The sequence below is a fragment of the Synechococcus sp. N32 genome, from assembly GCF_900473895.1.
GTDB lineage: Bacteria > Cyanobacteriota > Cyanobacteriia > PCC-6307 > Cyanobiaceae > Parasynechococcus.
In genome coordinates this window covers 296,342-313,644 of sequence record NZ_UCND01000015.1, presented here as the reverse complement: position 1 = coordinate 313,644, position 17,303 = coordinate 296,342, and the positions used below count along the sequence as shown (strand labels likewise).

At 61.9% G+C, this 17,303-nt stretch carries 19 protein-coding genes; 7 read left to right on the top strand and 12 right to left on the bottom strand.

All coding sequences use genetic code 11. From position 1 onward, the window contains the following. Positions 1–2 precede the first annotated feature (2 nt). The 8 genes from tsf to DXY35_RS10190 form a co-directional block, all read right to left on the bottom strand. Positions 3–665, bottom strand: coding sequence for a translation elongation factor Ts (gene tsf / locus DXY35_RS10225; protein ID WP_115082202.1), 663 nt, complete (start codon positions 663–665; stop codon positions 3–5). Positions 666–749: 84 nt separating this feature from the next. Beyond that, positions 750–1,466, bottom strand: coding sequence for a 30S ribosomal protein S2 (rpsB, locus tag DXY35_RS10220; RefSeq protein ID WP_006850376.1), 717 nt, complete (start codon positions 1,464–1,466; stop codon positions 750–752). A gap of 130 nt (positions 1,467–1,596) precedes the next feature. After that, entirely contained in the window at positions 1,597–2,529 is a 933-nt protein-coding gene (locus DXY35_RS10215; RefSeq protein ID WP_115082201.1) for a glycosyltransferase family 2 protein, read from the bottom strand. A 91-nt stretch (positions 2,530–2,620) separates the two neighbouring features. Continuing rightward, positions 2,621–2,776, bottom strand: a complete 156-nt coding sequence (locus tag DXY35_RS10210; protein WP_006850288.1) for a hypothetical protein — start codon at positions 2,774–2,776, stop codon at positions 2,621–2,623. A gap of 36 nt (positions 2,777–2,812) precedes the next feature. Then, the gene (locus DXY35_RS10205) at positions 2,813–3,490 is read right to left on the bottom strand and encodes a DevA family ABC transporter ATP-binding protein (protein WP_115082200.1); all 678 of its coding nucleotides are present in this window, start codon (positions 3,488–3,490) and stop codon (positions 2,813–2,815) included. Next, positions 3,490–4,659 carry an ABC transporter permease DevC gene (gene devC / locus DXY35_RS10200; protein ID WP_115082199.1) on the bottom strand — a complete coding sequence of 390 codons (1,170 nt, stop codon included), beginning with the start codon at positions 4,657–4,659 and terminating at the stop codon, positions 3,490–3,492. The genes DXY35_RS10205 and devC overlap by 1 nt, the downstream gene beginning before the upstream one ends. Next, positions 4,656–5,552: an HlyD family efflux transporter periplasmic adaptor subunit gene (locus DXY35_RS10195; protein WP_115082198.1), complete on the bottom strand. Its 897-nt coding sequence runs from the start codon at positions 5,550–5,552 to the stop codon at positions 4,656–4,658. The genes devC and DXY35_RS10195 overlap by 4 nt, the downstream gene beginning before the upstream one ends. After that, the gene (locus DXY35_RS10190) at positions 5,552–6,295 is read right to left on the bottom strand and encodes a phycocyanobilin:ferredoxin oxidoreductase (protein ID WP_115082481.1); all 744 of its coding nucleotides are present in this window, start codon (positions 6,293–6,295) and stop codon (positions 5,552–5,554) included. Before DXY35_RS10190 ends, DXY35_RS10195 begins: the two co-directional genes overlap by 1 nt. 18 nt (positions 6,296–6,313) lie before the next feature. On the opposite strand from DXY35_RS10190, the gene DXY35_RS10185 reads away from it, so the two are divergent. Both DXY35_RS10185 and DXY35_RS10180 read left to right on the top strand, forming a co-directional pair. Further along, positions 6,314–7,597 carry a pitrilysin family protein gene (locus tag DXY35_RS10185; RefSeq protein ID WP_115082197.1) on the top strand — a complete coding sequence of 428 codons (1,284 nt, stop codon included), beginning with the start codon at positions 6,314–6,316 and terminating at the stop codon, positions 7,595–7,597. Next, positions 7,594–8,850: a pitrilysin family protein gene (locus DXY35_RS10180; RefSeq protein WP_115082196.1), complete on the top strand. Its 1,257-nt coding sequence runs from the start codon at positions 7,594–7,596 to the stop codon at positions 8,848–8,850. The genes DXY35_RS10185 and DXY35_RS10180 overlap by 4 nt, the downstream gene beginning before the upstream one ends. Here the strand turns inward: DXY35_RS10180 and DXY35_RS10175 are convergent. Next, the gene (locus DXY35_RS10175) at positions 8,847–9,074 is read right to left on the bottom strand and encodes a DUF3148 domain-containing protein (RefSeq protein WP_115082195.1); all 228 of its coding nucleotides are present in this window, start codon (positions 9,072–9,074) and stop codon (positions 8,847–8,849) included. The genes DXY35_RS10180 and DXY35_RS10175 overlap by 4 nt on opposite strands. Positions 9,075–9,130: 56 nt before the next feature. Between DXY35_RS10175 and DXY35_RS10170 the strand changes: the two genes are divergently transcribed. Genes DXY35_RS10170 through DXY35_RS10160 form a run of 3 tightly spaced genes read left to right on the top strand, consistent with a single transcriptional unit; the run spans position 9,131 to position 11,812 of the window. Continuing rightward, a complete protein-coding gene (locus DXY35_RS10170) occupies positions 9,131–9,700 on the top strand; it encodes a biotin transporter BioY (RefSeq protein ID WP_115082480.1) in 570 nt (189 codons plus the stop codon). Beyond that, positions 9,697–10,188, top strand: coding sequence for a signal peptidase II (gene lspA / locus DXY35_RS10165; RefSeq protein ID WP_115082194.1), 492 nt, complete (start codon positions 9,697–9,699; stop codon positions 10,186–10,188). The genes DXY35_RS10170 and lspA overlap by 4 nt, the downstream gene beginning before the upstream one ends. A 34-nt stretch (positions 10,189–10,222) precedes the next feature. Continuing rightward, complete coding sequence (locus DXY35_RS10160) at positions 10,223–11,812, top strand: YcjF family protein (RefSeq protein WP_115082193.1); 1,590 nt, start codon at positions 10,223–10,225, stop codon at positions 11,810–11,812. Positions 11,813–11,933: 121 nt separating this feature from the next. On the opposite strand, the gene DXY35_RS10155 is transcribed toward DXY35_RS10160, so the two are convergent. Continuing rightward, on the bottom strand, positions 11,934–13,343 hold the full coding sequence (locus DXY35_RS10155) for an aminotransferase class V-fold PLP-dependent enzyme (RefSeq protein WP_115082192.1): 1,410 nt from the start codon (positions 13,341–13,343) through the stop codon (positions 11,934–11,936). A gap of 100 nt (positions 13,344–13,443) precedes the next feature. Between DXY35_RS10155 and DXY35_RS10150 the strand changes: the two genes are divergently transcribed. Then, a complete protein-coding gene (locus DXY35_RS10150; protein WP_244273095.1) occupies positions 13,444–13,887 on the top strand; it encodes a nucleoside deaminase in 444 nt (147 codons plus the stop codon). On the opposite strand, the gene DXY35_RS10145 is transcribed toward DXY35_RS10150, so the two are convergent. Both DXY35_RS10145 and DXY35_RS10140 read right to left on the bottom strand, forming a co-directional pair. After that, on the bottom strand, positions 13,859–15,055 hold the full coding sequence (locus DXY35_RS10145; RefSeq protein WP_115082190.1) for an alanine--glyoxylate aminotransferase family protein: 1,197 nt from the start codon (positions 15,053–15,055) through the stop codon (positions 13,859–13,861). The two genes, DXY35_RS10150 and DXY35_RS10145, sit on opposite strands and share 29 nt — an antisense overlap. Before the next feature lie 95 nt (positions 15,056–15,150). Further along, the gene (locus DXY35_RS10140) at positions 15,151–15,675 is read right to left on the bottom strand and encodes an allophycocyanin subunit beta (protein ID WP_115082189.1); all 525 of its coding nucleotides are present in this window, start codon (positions 15,673–15,675) and stop codon (positions 15,151–15,153) included. Positions 15,676–15,881: 206 nt separating this feature from the next. On the opposite strand from DXY35_RS10140, the gene glnA reads away from it, so the two are divergent. Continuing rightward, positions 15,882–17,303 (top strand): type I glutamate--ammonia ligase, encoded by a 1,422-nt coding sequence (gene glnA, locus DXY35_RS10135; protein ID WP_115082188.1) that lies wholly within the window; start codon positions 15,882–15,884, stop codon positions 17,301–17,303.

Genomic DNA, 17,303 nt, shown 5'->3' with positions numbered 1-17,303 from the left:
AATCAGCCGGCGTTCTGCATGGACGCCACTTCAGCAGCGAAATCGTTCTCTTCCACCTCGATGCCCTCGCCCAGGGTGTAACGGGTGAAGCGACGAACTTTCACGTTCTCGCCGATCTTGCCAGCGGTTTGCTTGACGAGGTCAGCAACGGTGATGGAGCTGTCCTTGATGAAGGGCTGCTCCATGAGGGCGAGTTCCTTGAGGCGCTTGCCGATGCGGCCCTCAACGATCTTTTCCTTCATCTGCTCAGGCTTGCCCTCGAGATCGTCACGACCCATCTCGATCGCCTTTTCCCGCTCACGGATCTCGTCGGGAATCTCGTCGGTGGTGACGTACTCAACGTTGGGGCATGCCGCCACCTGCATGGAGACATCACGCAGCAGCGACTGGAACATGTCGCCCCGGGCCACGAAGTCGGTTTCGCAGTTCACCTCAACCAGCACACCCACGCGGGCACCGGTGTGGATGTAGCTGCCGATGGCACCCTCGGCGGCGGTGCGGCCGGATTTCTTTTCAGCGCTGGCGATGCCTTTCTGGCGAAGCCACTCAACGGCCTTGTTGGCATCGCCTTCCGTGGCGGCCAGGGCCTTTTTGCAATCCATCATCCCCGCGCCGGTCTTGTCGCGCAGTTGTTTGACAAGCTTGGCGGATACGGCAGCAGCCATCGGTCGGAGCAGTGAGAAGGGAAATTGAATCGCCGCCGATTCCCTGATTGGAATCAGCGGCGTGAACTTAGCGGTGAGAGGAGATCAGCCTTCGCTGTCGCCACCACGCTGATCGTTGGAACCGTGGCGGCCCTCATTGATCGCATCGGCCAGACGGCCCAGGATCAGTTGCACAGAACGAACGGCGTCGTCGTTGCAGGGAATCGGCACCTCACAGAGGTCCGGATCACAGTTGGTGTCCAACATGGAAACCAGGGGGATGTCGAGCTTGCGGGCTTCGAGCACCGCATTCGACTCACGACGCTGGTCCACCAGGACCACAACATCGGGAAGGCGACGCATGTTCTTGAGGCCACCCAGATACTTCTGAAGACGCTCGAGTTCGCGACGCAGCACCGCACCTTCCTTCTTGGGGCGCATGGCGATGGCGCCGCTGGACTCCATCCGCTCCAGATCCTTGAGACGGTCGATCCGGGCCTTCATGGTGGTCCAGTTGGTGAGCATGCCGCCCAACCAGCGCTGGTTCACGTAGGAGGCCCCGCAGCGGGCGGCTTCCAGCGCCACAACTTCAGAGGCTTGCTTCTTGGTACCAACGAAGAGGAAACGCTTGCCGCTGCGTGCCGCAGAACGGGTCCACTTGTAGGCGTTGTTCATGCAGACGGCGGTCTGCACGAGGTCAATGATGTGAACGCCGTTGCGCGCGCAATAGATGTAGCGCGACATCTTGGGGTTCCAACGACGGGTCTGGTGCCCAAAGTGGGCACCAGCCTCCATCATCTCGGCGAGGGTGACGACAGCCATGGTTTGAGGGTTTCGGGTTCGCCTCCACCTGCCAGGGACCTGAACAACCAGCAGGAGCTGGTCTCACGGTGCACCCGAAACGGGCAGGTGTGCGGAGTGAAAGGACCTATAGAAGGTATCAAAACGTTGATCAGCGAAGCCCTGCCGCTCTGGCTTCACGGAACAGGGCACGCACACCGATGCGATTGAGGGGCAAACGAAGCAACTCCATCGCCGTTCCGGGATAGCCATGCCGGATCAGCCAACGGAGCAGCGGGCGAAGGCTTGAGGGATTGATCAGCCCACCGAGGGTGAGCACTTCCCAAAGGATGCGATGGAACCAGGTGAACTGGATGATCAACCGCACCCGCCTGGTGGGATGTTTGCGGTAAAAAACAAGCCCCATACGGGCCCGTTCACCCTCCACTTCCACAAGTCGGGGGATCTGGTCGAGACTCAGGGCGGGGTGCCAGTGATAGCCGACAGCGTCCGGGCACTTCACCAACTCAACCCCCATCCGCCGCAGACGCTCACCCAGTTCCAGGTCCTCCCAGCCGTAGAGGCGGAAACCGGTGTCAAACAGGCCTGAGCGCTCCAGCACCTGCCGATCGATGGCCACATTTCCAGTGGCGAAATAAGCCCAGGACAAGTCTCGTAATTTGTGGCGCTCCGAGCAGGGTGCTTCGAAGTTGGCGGTGTTAATGACAGCGCCGTAGGTGAAGCAGAGCCGATTACCGCGCCGTTGCCAGCACTGCTGCAACGCCCGTGCATGGGTGGCCAGAAAGGTTTCTGTGACCACCAGATCGCTGTCGATGAAGACGATCACATCGCCACGGGCGTGATCCACACCGCGGTTTCGGCCCTCGGCAGGACCACCGTGCTCCTGCTCGATCAGGCGCACATGGGGAAAACGCTGGGACTGCTCCCTCAGCCATGACGGCGTTCCATCAGTGGAACCGTCGTCAACCACAACAACCTCGTAGTCCTGAAGAGCTCCAGCAAGCTGCTGATCTTCCAGTGCCGAGAGGCATTTCTCGAGGATCGGGCGTCGGTTGTAGGTCGGAATAACGACGCTGACGAACATCGCGACGGCCGATGCAAATGGCCACCCACCCTACGAACAACAAAAAAGGGGCCCGCAGGCCCCCTTTTTGATGCATGGTCTGATCCGTTGATCAGTCGGCGGCACCACCGTTGTTGGCGGTTCCGGTCACACCGTTACCAGCGCCTTCACCACGGCCATCGTTCCGCATCTTGCGCTTCTTGAACTTGCGGGCGTAGGCGCGGTTCCGCTCCTGCTTTTCTTTCTTCAGGTTTCTGCGCTTGGCCATGCGGAACTGCGGGCTCTGATGTCAACTTTCATCGTACTAAACAGCATTCTTTAATCGCCCGTCCTCCATCTGAAGCAGGCGATCGGCCACATCAACGATGCGCGGGTCATGGGTCACCATCAGCACCGCGCAGGATTGTTCACGGGCGAGTCGGTGAAGCAGCTCCACCACCTCCCGGCCCGTACGGCTGTCCAGGGCAGCGGTGGGTTCGTCAGCCAGGAGAAGGCGGGGGTTTGCAGCAAGGGCACGGGCAATGGCGACCCGCTGCTTCTGTCCACCGGACAAGTCATGTGGGACTTTGGCCATGTGGTCCTCCAGGCCAACGGCACGGAGCCACTGACGAGCCTCATCCCGGCGCGCCCTGTAACTGAGATCAGGCAGAAGATCGGCTCCCATCTGCACGTTCTGTTCAGCCGTGAGGCAGCGCAGAAGGTTGTGCCCCTGAAAAATCATTCCAATGCGCCGGCGCACCTGCTGGCGGCGCCGGCGGCCTGCACCATGCAGGGACTCACCAAGCACCGACACCTCACCCTGCTGAACCGTCCGCAAGGCGCCGATCAAGGTGAGCAGTGTCGTCTTGCCACAGCCCGAAGGACCGGTCAGCAACACCACTTCGCCCGGCTCGATGCTGAAGCTGATGTTCTGAAGAACCGCGCGGCGCATCTCCCCTTGGCCGAAAGCGTGGGAGAGGTTGTCGACAACAACAGCTGCCATCAGAAGATCTCCGCAGGGTCTGCATCGATGAGACGACGCATGGCCAGGAACGACGACAACATGCACATCACCAGGATCATCATCAGAACGGTCAACGCTCGGGACAGATCCATGCCGACGGGCAGCTTGGTGGCGTCACGAACGAACCAGTACAGCCCCTGACCAGCCATGTAGGCGGGGACGTACCCCATCGCCGCCAGATAGAAGCCCTCACGAACCACCACTCCCAACAGATGGCTGAGGCGATAGCCCATGGCCATCAAAGTGGCGTACTCCGGCAGGTGATCACTCACATCGGTGTACAGCACCTGATAAACGATCACGCAGCCCACCACGAAGCCCATGGCGGCGCCGAGCGTGAAGATGAAACCGATGGAGGTGCTGCTCTTCCAATAGTTCTGCTCGAAATCGATGAAGCCCTGCTTGGTCAGCACCGAAACATCCTTGGGCAGTCGCTGTCTCAATCGGGACACCACCTGCTCAGGATCCGTGCCGGGCTTCAACCGCACCAGACCCACTTCGATCGCCCCAGGCGGCTTCTGAGGCATCAGATCGAGGAACGTCTCCGTGCTCGTGAGCAGGTTGCCGTCGGCACCGAAGCTGGTGCCCAGGCTCACCAGACCCGCCACCCGGACGCGGTTGCCAGCGATCTCGGTTACCACCACACGGCCATCGCGATACCAATCGGCAATGGGTCCGAATTCAGGACGTGACAGCTGATCGAAGAGGATCCGCCCCTTCTGCTTGAGAGCGTCAGTTTTCTCAGCCAGGGAGGGATCGACAAAAAAGGGGTCGTCGGGATTGAAACCCAAGGCCAGGATCGACCGGTTGCGCCGCGTTTCCGGGTTCCGCCACAGCATCAGCCCCCAATGCACCGGGGTCACCCCATCGACGTCTGGATCAGCCAGGGTCTGAACCAGTCGCCGCCTTGGAAAGGCCTCCATGCTTACGGAGCTGGCAGAGCGGGGACTGATCAGAACAACATCAGCATCGAACAGCCGGTGCGCTGTGACGCTGGCGTCAAAGAGGCCATCACGGAATCCAAGCTGCATGAACATCAGAATTCCCGCGAAACTGATGCCAGCAAGCGCCACCAGCAAGCGAACGGGCTGGCGCGTCAGCAACAGCCAGGAGAGGGGAATCCGACGCCCCCGCCAGAACCGATTCATGGATCGAAGCGGGCGATCACCTTCAAACCCGCCAGACGGCTGACTTTGGCGGCATCTTCAGGGTTCAGCACCACATCAACCATCACAACGCGGGCGTCGGCATCGCCGGTGGGATCGGTGGAGAGAACAGACCGTTGTTCGACCTGCGGGCTGATGCGCAGGACGCGCCCGACGAGTTCACCGCGGAAACCACCGTTCTCGCTGATGAGGCGCACGGACTGGTCGAGCCGAATCAGGGAAATATCGGATTCGTAGACCTCGATGCTGGCCTGCATCGCCTGATTGGCCCCCACATCCATCACCCCATCTGCACCGGGGCGCTCGCCTGCACGGGCATGCAGCTTGAGCACAACACCATCAAGGGGCGAGATCAGCTGACTGAGCACGAGGTCGGCCTGAAGCCCTTTGCGCTCCGCCAGGGCCTGATCCCGCTGTCCCTGAAGACGCACCAGCTCTTCACGCTTGTTGTCCACCAGAGTCAATTCGGCCGCACCCCAATCGGCGGCTTTGCTGAAGCGCTCCACCTCAAGGGCCTGTAGTTGTATCTCCTGATCGAGGCTGCGCAGCTGCGCATCGACGCGCTCCAGATCAGCGAGCAGTCCATCCCGGTGATCGAAGGACGCCAACACCTGGCCGGTCTTGATCAGATCACCCTCATTCACATTGAGGGCTGCCACCCGGGGTGTCCCCGCCATCCCCGCATTGGGAGCCGCCAGATTGCGGATGTCCCCGGCGGGCTCCAGCTGCCCCAGGGCCGCGACCGCTTCGGGACGAACCGTGGGTGCAGGCGTCGGTTCAACCGGCTTGGGTTCGGGCGTCGGCCGCAGCAACCAGCCGCCGATGACCGCAATGACCAAACTTCCAGCCAGAACAGACCAGCGCTTGGGGGTCATCAGAGTTCCGGAGGGTTGTCGAACAGAAGCATGTCGATATAGCGATCGGCCCAGGCTGAATCGAAGGCCTTCTCGAGCACGCGGCGGGTCTTGTCGTTGCGTTTCTGCTGAAGGCAATAGTTCAACTGACCCTCGTACCGGCGGACTGTAGTGAGAGCCGTGGACGGTTCGGGAGTCGCCTCGATCACGCTGGTGGCCATCACTTGCAGGTAATGGCTCACCAGTTCCTGAAAGGCTGCTTCCTCGTCAGCACCATCGGGGCGGATGAAGCACACCTTGTTCGAGAAGATGGCTGATCCCCAGGCCGGCAGCTCCCGAACCTGACGGAACGCCGGCCATGGCCTGGCCTCAAGCCGCTGGATCAGCTGCTCCGGCAAGGCATCGGAGGTGGGGGACAGATCGACGATCGCGGCGGAGATGCCTGCAGGGCCGGCCACGATGTCGGCCCCGAAGATCGGCAAGTCGTAGTGGGGATCGGGGAACCAGACGCTGTGGAGGATCTGCAGGCCGTTGCCGAGTCGCGCAACCTCCAAATGAAGTTTGCGAAGGCCGATGCAGCGAAAAAGCTCGTTCCCGATCGATAGGCCCTCGCCATCGAGTTGCCCCTGGATGAAGCGCAAATCCTCATCGCAGGGGAGGATCTCCAATCCGGGCAATCCCGCCCAGGCACTACGGATCGACGCCGCCAAGGCCTGCACGAGGGGATGCTGTCCTGGCGGTGGCGCCAGCGGCTTGGGCTGCATCGAAGGGGCAGGCACAGAATGGAACTTTGCCACGCAGTTCTGAACCTTCCGTTCTCCGGTCCCCCACTGGACCATTGGACCCTCCCCAACGGAGTGCGCTGCGTGACGGCGGACATGCCGGATGCACCCCTGACCTGTCTCGATCTCTGGTGCCGTGCCGGCAGTGCCAGTGAGCAGCCAGGGGAAGAGGGCATGGCCCATTTCCTGGAGCACATGGTGTTCAAGGGAAGTGAGCAACTGGCCGCAGGGGCATTCGATGAAGCCATCGAAGCTCTGGGGGGCAGCAGCAATGCCGCCACAGGCTTTGATGACGTTCACTTCCACGTGCTGACACCCCCGGATCGAGCCCGCGAAGCGTTGGATCTGTTGTTGGAACTGGTGTTGCAGCCAAGCCTCGAGCCTGACGGGTTCAACACGGAACGGGGGGTGGTGCTTGAAGAGATCGCTCAATACGCCGATCAACCCAATGAGCAGGTGCTGCAACTGCTGTTGAGCAAGGGCTGTGACCAGCACCCCTACGGCCGCCCCATCCTGGGTACCCCCCGCAGCCTGGAGGCCATGACGCCCGGGGCCATGCGGGCGTTTCATCAGCGGCAGTACCGCGGTTCCAACTGCTGCCTGGCGATGGCCGGGCCTTCGTCAGCGGAGCTGCGCAGTGCCCTGGGTTCCTCGGCTCTGGCGGACCTCCTGAATGCGCCTGAGCCGTCATCGCCGTCATCGCCCCTGAGCGTGCGTCCTGGACGCGAAAGCGTTGTTGTGGACCGGCTCGAATCCGCCCGACTGCTGATGCTCTGGGAAGCTCCACGGGCCCAGGATCAAACAGGCGTAATGGCCGCTGATCTCGCGACAACCCTGCTGGGGGAAGGACGACGCAGTCGTCTCGTGAACCGCTTGAGGGAGGAACTGCAGATCGTTGAAAGCGTGTCGATGGACCTCTCGGTTCTGGAGCAGGGAAGCCTGATCACGCTGGAGGTGATCTGTCCGGACGAGCTTCTGAAGGCCGTGGAAGACGAGGTGAACCGGCAGCTGCGCGCCATGGCGGAAGAGCTCGTCAGCGATCAGGAGCTGAAACGGGGCCAGCAGTTGGTGAGCAACGGACTGCGCTATGCCTTGGAATCGACGGGCCAGGTGTCTGGGCTCAGCGCCAGCCAGACCCTCTGGGACCGGCAGCAGGATCTGCTCCAGCCCCTTGCTTTCCTGCCGCCATGGACAGCCGAGCGGCTTCGCTCAGACCTGTTTCCAAGGCTTCAACCCGAACAGGCGTTTGTGCTGACCGCCCAGGCCAAGACGAAACACGGATGAACAACCCCGAACTGCTGATCGAACCGGTCTCAAGCCCGGGGATTCTGGCCGCGAAACTGCTGCTTCCTTTCGGCAGCGCCGACGACCCTGCAGGAACACGGGGTGCCCATGACCTGCTGGCATCTCTGCTCAGCCGCGGCTGTGGACGACACAACCACGTTGACCTGGCGGACCTGGTTGAGGGATGCGGAGCAGGTCTGCGCTGCGATGCCCAGGAAGATGCGCTCGTGCTGAGCCTGCGCTGCACGGTGGAAGACGCGCAGCAGCTCCTGCCCCTGCTGGCCCAGATGGTTCGTTCCCCCCGGCTTGAGCCTGGCCAGGTGGCCCTTGAACGTTCGCTCACGATTCAGGCCTTGCAACGGCAGCGGGAGGACCCCTTCCATTGCGCCACGACCGGATGGCGGCAGCTGACCTATGGCAACGGGGGCTATGGCCACGACCCGATGGGCATCGCTGAAGAGCTGGATGACCTGGATCGGGAGGCACTTCTTCCCCTGGCCGAGCGGCTACCGAGGGCATCGAGCGTTCTCGCCCTGGCGGGCAGCGTCCCACCGCAAATCATCGACACGATTGGCACCCTGGAGGACTTTCGCGACTGGCCAGAAGGGAGCGGCAACGATCGCTCAGGCCGCCGTCCCTACGCCGAAGCAGTGGGATCCGAAACGATCCAGCTCGAAGCGATGGACACCGAACAGGTGGTTCTGATGCTTGGGCAGGCGACGCTGGGGCATGGACACCCGGATGAACTGGCATTGCGTCTGTTGCAGTGCCATCTGGGCGTGGGCATGTCGAGCCTGCTGTTCCAGCGCCTGCGGGAAGACCATGGCGTGGCCTACGACGTGGCCGCGCACTTCCCTGCCCTGGCAGGACCGGCGCCCTTTGTGCTGATGGCCTCGAGCGTGGAGGAGCGCTCAGAGCTCGCGCTGGACTTGCTGCTGAACATCTGGGACGAGCTGAGTGAGCAACCCCTCAGTGAGGCCGCACTCGAGCTCGCACGGGCCAAGTACATCGGTCAGCTCGCTCAGGGCCTGCAGACCTGCTCCCAACGGGCAGAACGACGGGTTCAGCTGAAGGCCCAAGGGCTTCCCGACGATCATGACCAGCGCTGTGTGCGGGCTCTTGCGGAACTGACACCGACGGATGTGCTCCATGCCGCCCAACGTTGGCTAAGGGACCCACGACTCAGCCTGTGCGGAACCTCCGCTGCACTGAAGCAGCTTGAACGGCGCTGGGATCGGCGGGACGCTGCTTAGTCCACCTCAGCGGCATCCACCGGATCCAGCCGATCGAGGGGGATCAGAAATGTGCCCCGGCGAAAACGCACAGCAACCGTTTCCATCGGATGAAGTGCAACCACCTCGCCCACTTCACCGGCGGCCACCAGATCCGGCGGTCGCAGCATCGGCATCGGATCCGCCGACTTGAGGTACGGAAGCTGCTGCGACAGGCGCAGCTGATCACCAATCGATACCGACATCTGAACTGGGCAGGATCTGCATTGTCGAGCAGGATGGGCCGAGTTGAGTGAGTGATGTGAGGGCTCTCGCCTCCTGGTGTGGTGCCCTGGCGGGTCTGCTGGCCATCCTCATCGGTGGTCTTGTGCCGGCCGCGATGTTCCTGCCTGCTCCCGAGCCGATCCTTCTCCCCCTGCCGGTCACGTGGCAGGTGCCAGCGCTGCTTCTCTGCGCCATGGTCAGTGGCCCGCGTGCCGGCGTGATGGCCGCTGTTGGCTATCTGAGCCTGGGATTGTTCAGTCTGCCGGTGTTCCATGGCGGTGGAGGGCTGAACTACGTGCTTGAACCGGGTTTCGGCTATCTCGCGGGCTTCGTGCCCGCAGCCTGGCTCACCGGTCGACTCGCGCAGCAGGACGGCATGGATGACCTGCCCAGACAGTCGCTCTGTGCCCTGGCAGGGCTGCTCGCTCTCCAGATCTGCGGGGTGCTGAATCTCGCCCTCGGGGCACTGCTGGGGCGATGGAGCCTTGGTTTCCCCGAGCTGCTGATGCAGTTTTCAATCGGTCCGCTACCGGCTCAGATGCTGCTCTGCATCGGTGCAGGATTGCTTTCAATTGTGCTGCGTCGGTTGCTGATCATCGAGCCATGACGAGACCACTTCCACGTCGCTCAACCCTGCTGATTGCCCTGGTGATCGTGGTGGTGGATCAGCTGAGTAAGGCGGCGGCCTCGAGCGCTTTGCGAGAGGGTCAATCCCTACCCCTGCTGCCACATCTGCTCTCGCTGCAATTGGTGCACAACACCGGCGCGGCCTTCAGTGTTCTGCAGGGCTCCACTGCCCTGCTTGGGCTGCTCAGCTTGGGGGTGGGCATCGGGCTAATCCTCTGGATCTGGCGTGAACGGGTGCTGCCGTTCTGGCAGGCCCTCGCCGCAGCAGCGCTTCTAGGCGGAACGGTGGGCAATGGGATCGACCGTTGGCGTCTCGGCCACGTGGTGGATTTTCTGGCCCTCGAACCGATCGATTTCCCGATCTTCAACGGGGCGGATGTCGCCATCAATCTCGCCGTGCTCTGCTTTGCCATCGACCTCTGGACCCGCCGGGGGGACAGCAGCCTCCGTGACAACAGCCGTGGCTGACCCAAACTTGCCCTGAGGCTGGTGTGACGCAGGCATGAAACGCCAAACCCGGTTGCTGATCGGTCTCGCCGTTGCCTTTGTGGCACTCGTGCTGATCGGCGCTGCCGTTCAGACCATCCGCAGCCTGCTGTGGGATCTGAGTTACTTCCTACCTCCTTGGTTGCTCACGCCGGTGCTGCTGCTGGGGTTCGCGCTGGTGGCCACCCTGGCGGTGCAGGTGGGTTGGCCGATGTGGAAACGCCTGAAATCACGCCCAACCCAACACCCACGCCAAGCCAACCCGGCTCCACAGAACCGGCGGGATGCCGCGACCACCAGCCTCGGCCATGTGGATCGTCTGATCGAACGCATTCAGGACGACATCAGTCGCCGCAGCCTTCAGAACGAACGCGACCGGGTCGCCGAGGAACTGAAGCGAGGCGATCTGGTGGTTGTGGTGTTCGGCACTGGATCCAGTGGCAAGACATCACTGATCCGTGCCCTGCTCAATGAAATGGTCGGCGATGTGGGAGCGCCCATGGGCGTAACCAAAACCAGCCGCGCCTACCGGCTGCGTTTGAAAGGCCTGGAGCGTGGTCTTCAGCTCGTGGACACCCCAGGAATCCTGGAAGCCGGAGACGAAGGACTCAGCCGGGAGGAAATAGCCCGTCGTCGGGCAGTTCGTGCCGATCTGTTGATCGTGGTGGTGGACGGGGACCTCAGAGCCTCGGAATACGCCGTCGTGACCTCGCTCGCCGGGCTCGGCAAGCGGCTGCTCCTGGTGCTGAACAAGCGGGATTTACGCGGAGTTGACGAGGAGAAAAGGCTCCTGCAGGTGCTTCGCTCCCGTTGCCAGGGACAGCTCAACGCTGCTGATGTGGTGGCCTGCAGCGCCTCTCCTCAATCGATTCCTCAACCCGGCCGTCGCCCGCTGCAGCCGCTGCCTGACGTCAGCGATCTTCTGCAGCGCCTCGCCGTTGTGCTGCACGCCGAGGGGGAGGAATTGATTGCCGACAACATCCTTCTGCAGTGCCGATCCCTCGACAGCCGCGGGCGTGACCTCTTGAACGACCAGCGGTCTCGGGAAGCCAAACGCTGCATTGACCGCTACAGCTGGATGGGAGCGGGGATTGTTGCTGCCAATCCGCTGCCAGGGGTGGATCTGTTGAGCACCGCAGCGGTGAATGCCCAGATGATCCTGGAGATGGCCAAGATCTATGGGGTCGAGATGTCCCGTGATCGCGCCAAGGATCTGGCCCTGTCCCTTGGACAGACCCTGGGCAAGTTGGGCATCGTCAAAGGTGCCATGAGCTTGCTGGGCACCAGCCTGAGCCTGAGCTTGCCCACTCTGGTGCTGGGGCAGGTGCTCCAGGGGGTGGTGACCGCATGGCTCACCCGAATCGCCGGAAGCAGTTTCATTCGCTACTTCGAACAGGACCAGGACTGGGGTGACGGTGGCATGCAGACCGTGGTTCAACAGGCCTTTGAGCTCAACCGACGGGAACTCTCACTGCAGCGCTTTCTGACCAGTGCCATGCGGCAAGTGGTTGAACCGCTTCAGCAGTCGGCGGCGGGACGTCTCCCCCCCCGGCCAGGGCCTCAGCAGGAGGGGGAAGCATCGGCCCCCGGGCATCCAGAACGGTGATCAGAAGCAGATAGAGCACACCAATCGCCACTGAGATCGCCCCCGTGACGATGGCAACCCAGCGTGAACCCTGCTGCTGTTCCGGCATCGGAGCGTCTCGAACGATGGCGATTGTGAACGATCAGGCTGGAGCCAGCGATTTATTCAGTCGTCCCGACAGGTCGCTGAGGTGCTGAGCCGTGGTGTGGGGGTTTCCAAAAACCGCCTTGAGGCAGAAACGGTCGCCGTAAAAGGGTCGCGACAGCATGTAGCCGTGAGACAGCAGCATTTGCCGGGTGTCTTCACTCCAACGGCCGGCTGCAGCAGCATCTCCATGTTTGGGATGAAAGGCCAGCAGGTGCAGGTCACCCGCCAGCAACGTGAACTTCTCTGGGTCCAATTGGGCTGCGAAGGCGTTTCGCCGTTGCAAAGCTCCGCTAAGCGTTGCTTCGATGCCCGCCTCGCCCAACTGGCGTAGGCCCAGCCAAAGCTTGAGGATCTCCGCAGGTCGGGTGCCCTGCAAGCCGATCTCCCCGCCGTGATCCATCCCCTTGGGCGCCTCCATGTAGGGCAATCCTGTTGAAAAGGCCTGACGCAGATGGGTTCGATCCCGAAGCAACAGCAGGGATGACGCCTTGGTGATGCCCAGCAATTTCTGGGGATTCAGCGTGATCGAATCGGCAGATTCCATGCCATCCATCAGAGAGGCATGGCGGGCCGTGAGGGCGAACACACCGCCGATGGCCGCATCAACGTGCAACCAGACCCCAGCATCACGGCAGAGGGTTGCCAGATCCGACAGAGGATCAATGGCTCCACGCACCGTGGTGCCAGCCGTGGCCACCACCGCCAGACAAGGCCGCCCCTCCGCTTGCAGAGCTCTCAAACGCTTGGCCAAAGCCTCGAGGCAAAGGCCACCATCCGCGGCCACGGGAAGCGTCTGAAGGGCATCATCCGCCAGCCCCATCACCTTTGCCGCCTTGTTGATGGAGACGTGAGCGTCTTGGCTGCACAGCAGCACAGGATCCCGATGACTGGCCTTCAACGCCGCCCGTGCGGCCACCAGGGCCATGAGATTGCTCAGGGTCCCACCGCTGGCCAGCACCCCTCCGGAACCGGCGGGCAAGCCAATCCTGTGGCAGAACCAGCGGCAGAGGTCATGTTCCAGGCCGGTCAGACCAGGCGAAAGCTCCTCGGCCAGGAGGTTGTTGTTGAGACCTGCACAGACCAATTCCGCTGCAATCGACGCAGTAAGCGGGGGCGGATCGAGATGGGCGAGAGCACCAGGATGGGACGGCTGATAGGCCCCATCCATCACCTGCTGAAGATCACTGAGCAGCGATTCAACGCTGGCCCCATCAAGCCCTGGTGCCACGTCAGGCAAGGGCCGCATGACAGGGACCGGGCTTGATCGATCAGCGGAGCCGATCCAACGGCAGAGCAGATCCGAACTGCGATGCAGGAAGTTCCTCAGCACCGGGTCTTCGGCCGAGGGGATGGCGAACGGAGCAAGCCGATCCGGTGGGTGCTGAGACTCGGAACAGGCTTGCAACGGAGACCCGTGAACTGCACCGATCTTCGCGTCTCGTGGGATGGTGCTCAAAGGACAACGTGGAACAGCAGTGGATCAGCGGGATGAGTTCACTCGCTGGATGGATGTTCTGCTCCAGCGCGCGGAGGAGGCTGGAGCGGAAGGAGAAGTTCCGGTGGCCGCAGTGATCCTGGATGGACAGGGCCGAGCCATCGGCCATGGGCGGAACCGGCGGCAGAACGACAGGGATCCCCTCGGGCATGCCGAACTGGTGGCCTTGCAACAGGCAGCGATCGTTCAGAACGACTGGAGATTCAACAGCTGCACCCTGATCGTGACCCTCGAACCCTGTCCCATGTGTGCGGGGGCCTTGGTGCAGGCCCGCATGGGAACCGTAATTTTTGCGGCGTCAGATCCAAAGCGCGGTGGCCTGGGGGGAAGCCTTGACCTCTCCACCCATGCCAGTGCCCATCACCACATGAACGTGATTCAGGGCGTGCGCGAAACCGAGGCGAGGGAGCAGCTGGAACGCTGGTTCAGGCGGCGGCGGCGACGGAACCGCTGAAGCGAGGCAGCTCTGACTCAAACAGGTTGAGCAGACGATTCACGTTTTCAGGGGTGGAGTTGTAGCCCATCAGGCCGATGCGCCAGATTTTGCCGGCCAGGCTGCCGAGTCCACCACCAACTTCAATGCCGTGATTGTTGAGCAGGTGCTGACTGAAGGCCTTGCCATCTACACCTTCAGGGATGCGAACTGTGGTGAGGGTGGGCAGTCGGCGCTCGGCCGGCACATGCATCGAAAGGCCGAGACTTTCCAGCCCGTTCCAGAGCATCTCCGCATTGCTGCGATGGCGTGCCCAGGCCTGGTCGAGACCTTCTTCAGCCAGGAGCCGCAGGGCCTCACGCATGCCGAAATTCATGTTGACCGGCGCGGTGTGGTGATAGACGCGGTCGCTGCCCCAGTACTGGTTCAGCAAGGAGACGTCCAGATACCAGTTGGGCACCTTGCCCTGACGGGCTGTCATCTTGGCCTCGGCACGGGGACCCATGGTGAAGGGTCCGAGACCGGGAGGGCAGCTCAGGCCCTTCTGGCTGCAGCTGTAGGCAAGATCGACTTTCCACTCATCGATGTAGAGCGGAACGCCCCCCAGAGAGGTGACGGTGTCGAGCAGCAGAAGGCAATCATGCTTCCGGCAGAGGTCGCCGATGCCCTCCATGGGTTGGCAGACACCCGTTGAGGTTTCGGCATGAACCATCGCCAGAATGGCGGGCTTGTGCTCAATAAGTGCAGCTTCCAGCTCATCGAGCGAAAACCACTCACCCCAAGGCTTTTCAATGGTTTTCACCTCAGCGCGATAGCGGCCGGCCATGTCAGCCAGTCGCAGGCCGAAGTATCCCTTCACCGCCACCAAAACGGTGTCTCCAGGCTCGACGGTGTTGGCGATGGTTGCCTCCATGGCAGCACTGCCGGTGCCGCTCATGGGAAGCGTGAGGCGGTTGTCGGTCTGCCAGGCGTAACGCAGCAGTTCCTGCACTTCGCCCATCAGATCCACATAGAGAGGATCAAGGTGACCAATCGGGTTTCGCGACAGTGCCTTCAGAACTGTTGGATGGGCGTTGGAGGGGCCTGGTCCAAGCAGGAGGCGGTCGGGTGTGCCGATCGGTGCAAAGGCTTTGCGGTGACGATCGTCAACAGAGAGGAGTGAGTTCGTCGTCGCCAAAGCCCTGTTCATTGGTTCGAGTGTTGAGCCTACGCAGTCACGCCCCTTTGAAAGGGTGAGGGAGGCTTGATTGCAATCTGTTCAGATCTTGCGTTGAGCGTGCTGGATCAGCGCTGGCGCACATTGGTTTCACCCAGGCCCTTGGCCAGGTGATCAAACGGCTGAAGAACAGCGGCGAGCTGATTGGATGCAGCACCGTTGGCCAGAAGCATCTCGGAAACAACCTCTCCCAGCAGAACGATGCTGCGGACCGTTGGGCCGGTGGGAACGCCGAGACTCTTATAGGTGTCGTCGAGTCCGTTCAGCACACGCTCATTGAGGATCGTGGAGTCACCTGCCACCAGGGCGTAGCTGGCGTAACGCAGGAAATAGTCCATATCCCGTAGGCAGGCGGCGAGCCGACGGGTGGTGTAGGCGTTGCCGCCAGGCAGCAACAGGTCGGGCTCATCCCGGAACAGGCGCTGGCTGGCCTCACGCACAATCTCGGCCGAGGATCCATTGATCAGCTCTACGGCCTGAATCCGCAGCGCGGATTCATCCAGATACGCATTGATGCTGTCGATCGCCGGACGGTCGAAATAGCGACCCAGTTGGTCGTAACGACCGATCAGACCGCTGATTGCATCGCGCATGTCCCTGAATCTCCAGAGGATTCCCAGCGGAAGCTAACACCGTTGAGGCGGGCAGATCCTTTGGCATGCCTGCATTTCAGCCAAGTTGACAGAAACGGTTACGCAGTCGCCTTCCAGCAGCTGAAACGTACCTCTTGATACAAAATGGTGACTTGTGGCTGTATACGGTCACATCACTGCACAATTCAGTCGAGCAGTCCCTTCTTATGTCGAAATCCCCCCAGGACGTCCTGCGCCAGATCAAGGACGAAGGCATCGAACTGATCGACCTCAAATTCACCGATCTGCACGGCAAGTGGCAGCACCTGACGGTGTGCACCGATCTGCTGGAGGAAGAATCCTTCACGGAGGGCCTGGCTTTTGACGGCTCATCCATCCGCGGCTGGAAAGGCATCCAGGCCTCCGACATGGCCATGGTGCCGGACGCCAACACGGCCTGGGTGGACCCCTTCTACCGGCACAAAACCCTGAGCATGATTTGCTCGATTCAGGAGCCACGCACCGGCCAGCCCTACGAGCGCTGCCCCCGTGCCCTGGCCCAGCGGGCACTGAATCATCTGGCCAGCACCGGTCTGGCCGACATGGCCTTCTTTGGTCCTGAGCCGGAGTTCTTCCTCTTCGACGACGTCCGCTACAACTCGGCTGAAGGGGGTTCTTTCTACAGCGTCGACACGATCGAAGCGGGCTGGAACACCGGACGGATCGAAGAAGGCGGCAACCTCGCCTACAAGATCCAGGAGAAGGAGGGCTACTTCCCTGTCGCTCCCAACGACACCGCCCAGGACATCCGCTCCGAGATGCTCCTGCTGATGGGTCAGCTGGGCATTCCCACCGAGAAGCACCACCACGAGGTGGCAGGCGCTGGTCAGCACGAACTCGGCATGAAATTTGCTGAGCTGATCCAGGCCGCCGACAACGTGATGACGTACAAGTACGTCGTGCGCAACGTGGCCAAGAAGTACGGCAAGACGGCCACCTTCATGCCCAAGCCGGTCTTCAACGACAACGGCTCCGGCATGCACGTGCACCAGAGCCTCTGGAAAGGCGGTCAGCCCCTGTTCTTCGGCGAAGGCACCTACGCCAATCTCTCGCAGACGGCACGCTGGTACATCGGCGGCATCCTCAAGCACGCCCCCGCCTTCCTGGCCTTCACCAACCCCACCACCAACAGCTACAAGCGTCTGGTGCCCGGTTTCGAAGCCCCGGTGAACCTCGTCTACTCCGAGGGCAACCGCTCTGCCGCCGTGCGGATCCCGCTCACCGGCCCGAGCCCGAAGGCCAAGCGCCTCGAGTTCCGTTCCGGCGATGCCCTCGCCAACCCCTATCTGGCCTTCAGCGCCATGCTGATGGCTGGTCTGGACGGCATCAAGAACCAGATCGATCCCGGCGATGGTGAAGATCGCGACCTTTTCGAACTGGCAGCTGAGGAGCTGTCCAAGATCGCTACGGTCCCCGCATCCCTCAACGGTGCACTGGAAGCGTTGAATGCCGATCGCGGCTTCCTCACCGCTGGCGGTGTGTTCAGCGACGACTTCATCGACAACTGGATCGACCTGAAGTACGAGGAGGTGCAGCAGCTGCGCCAGCGGCCTCACCCCCATGAATTCACCATGTACTACGACGCTTGA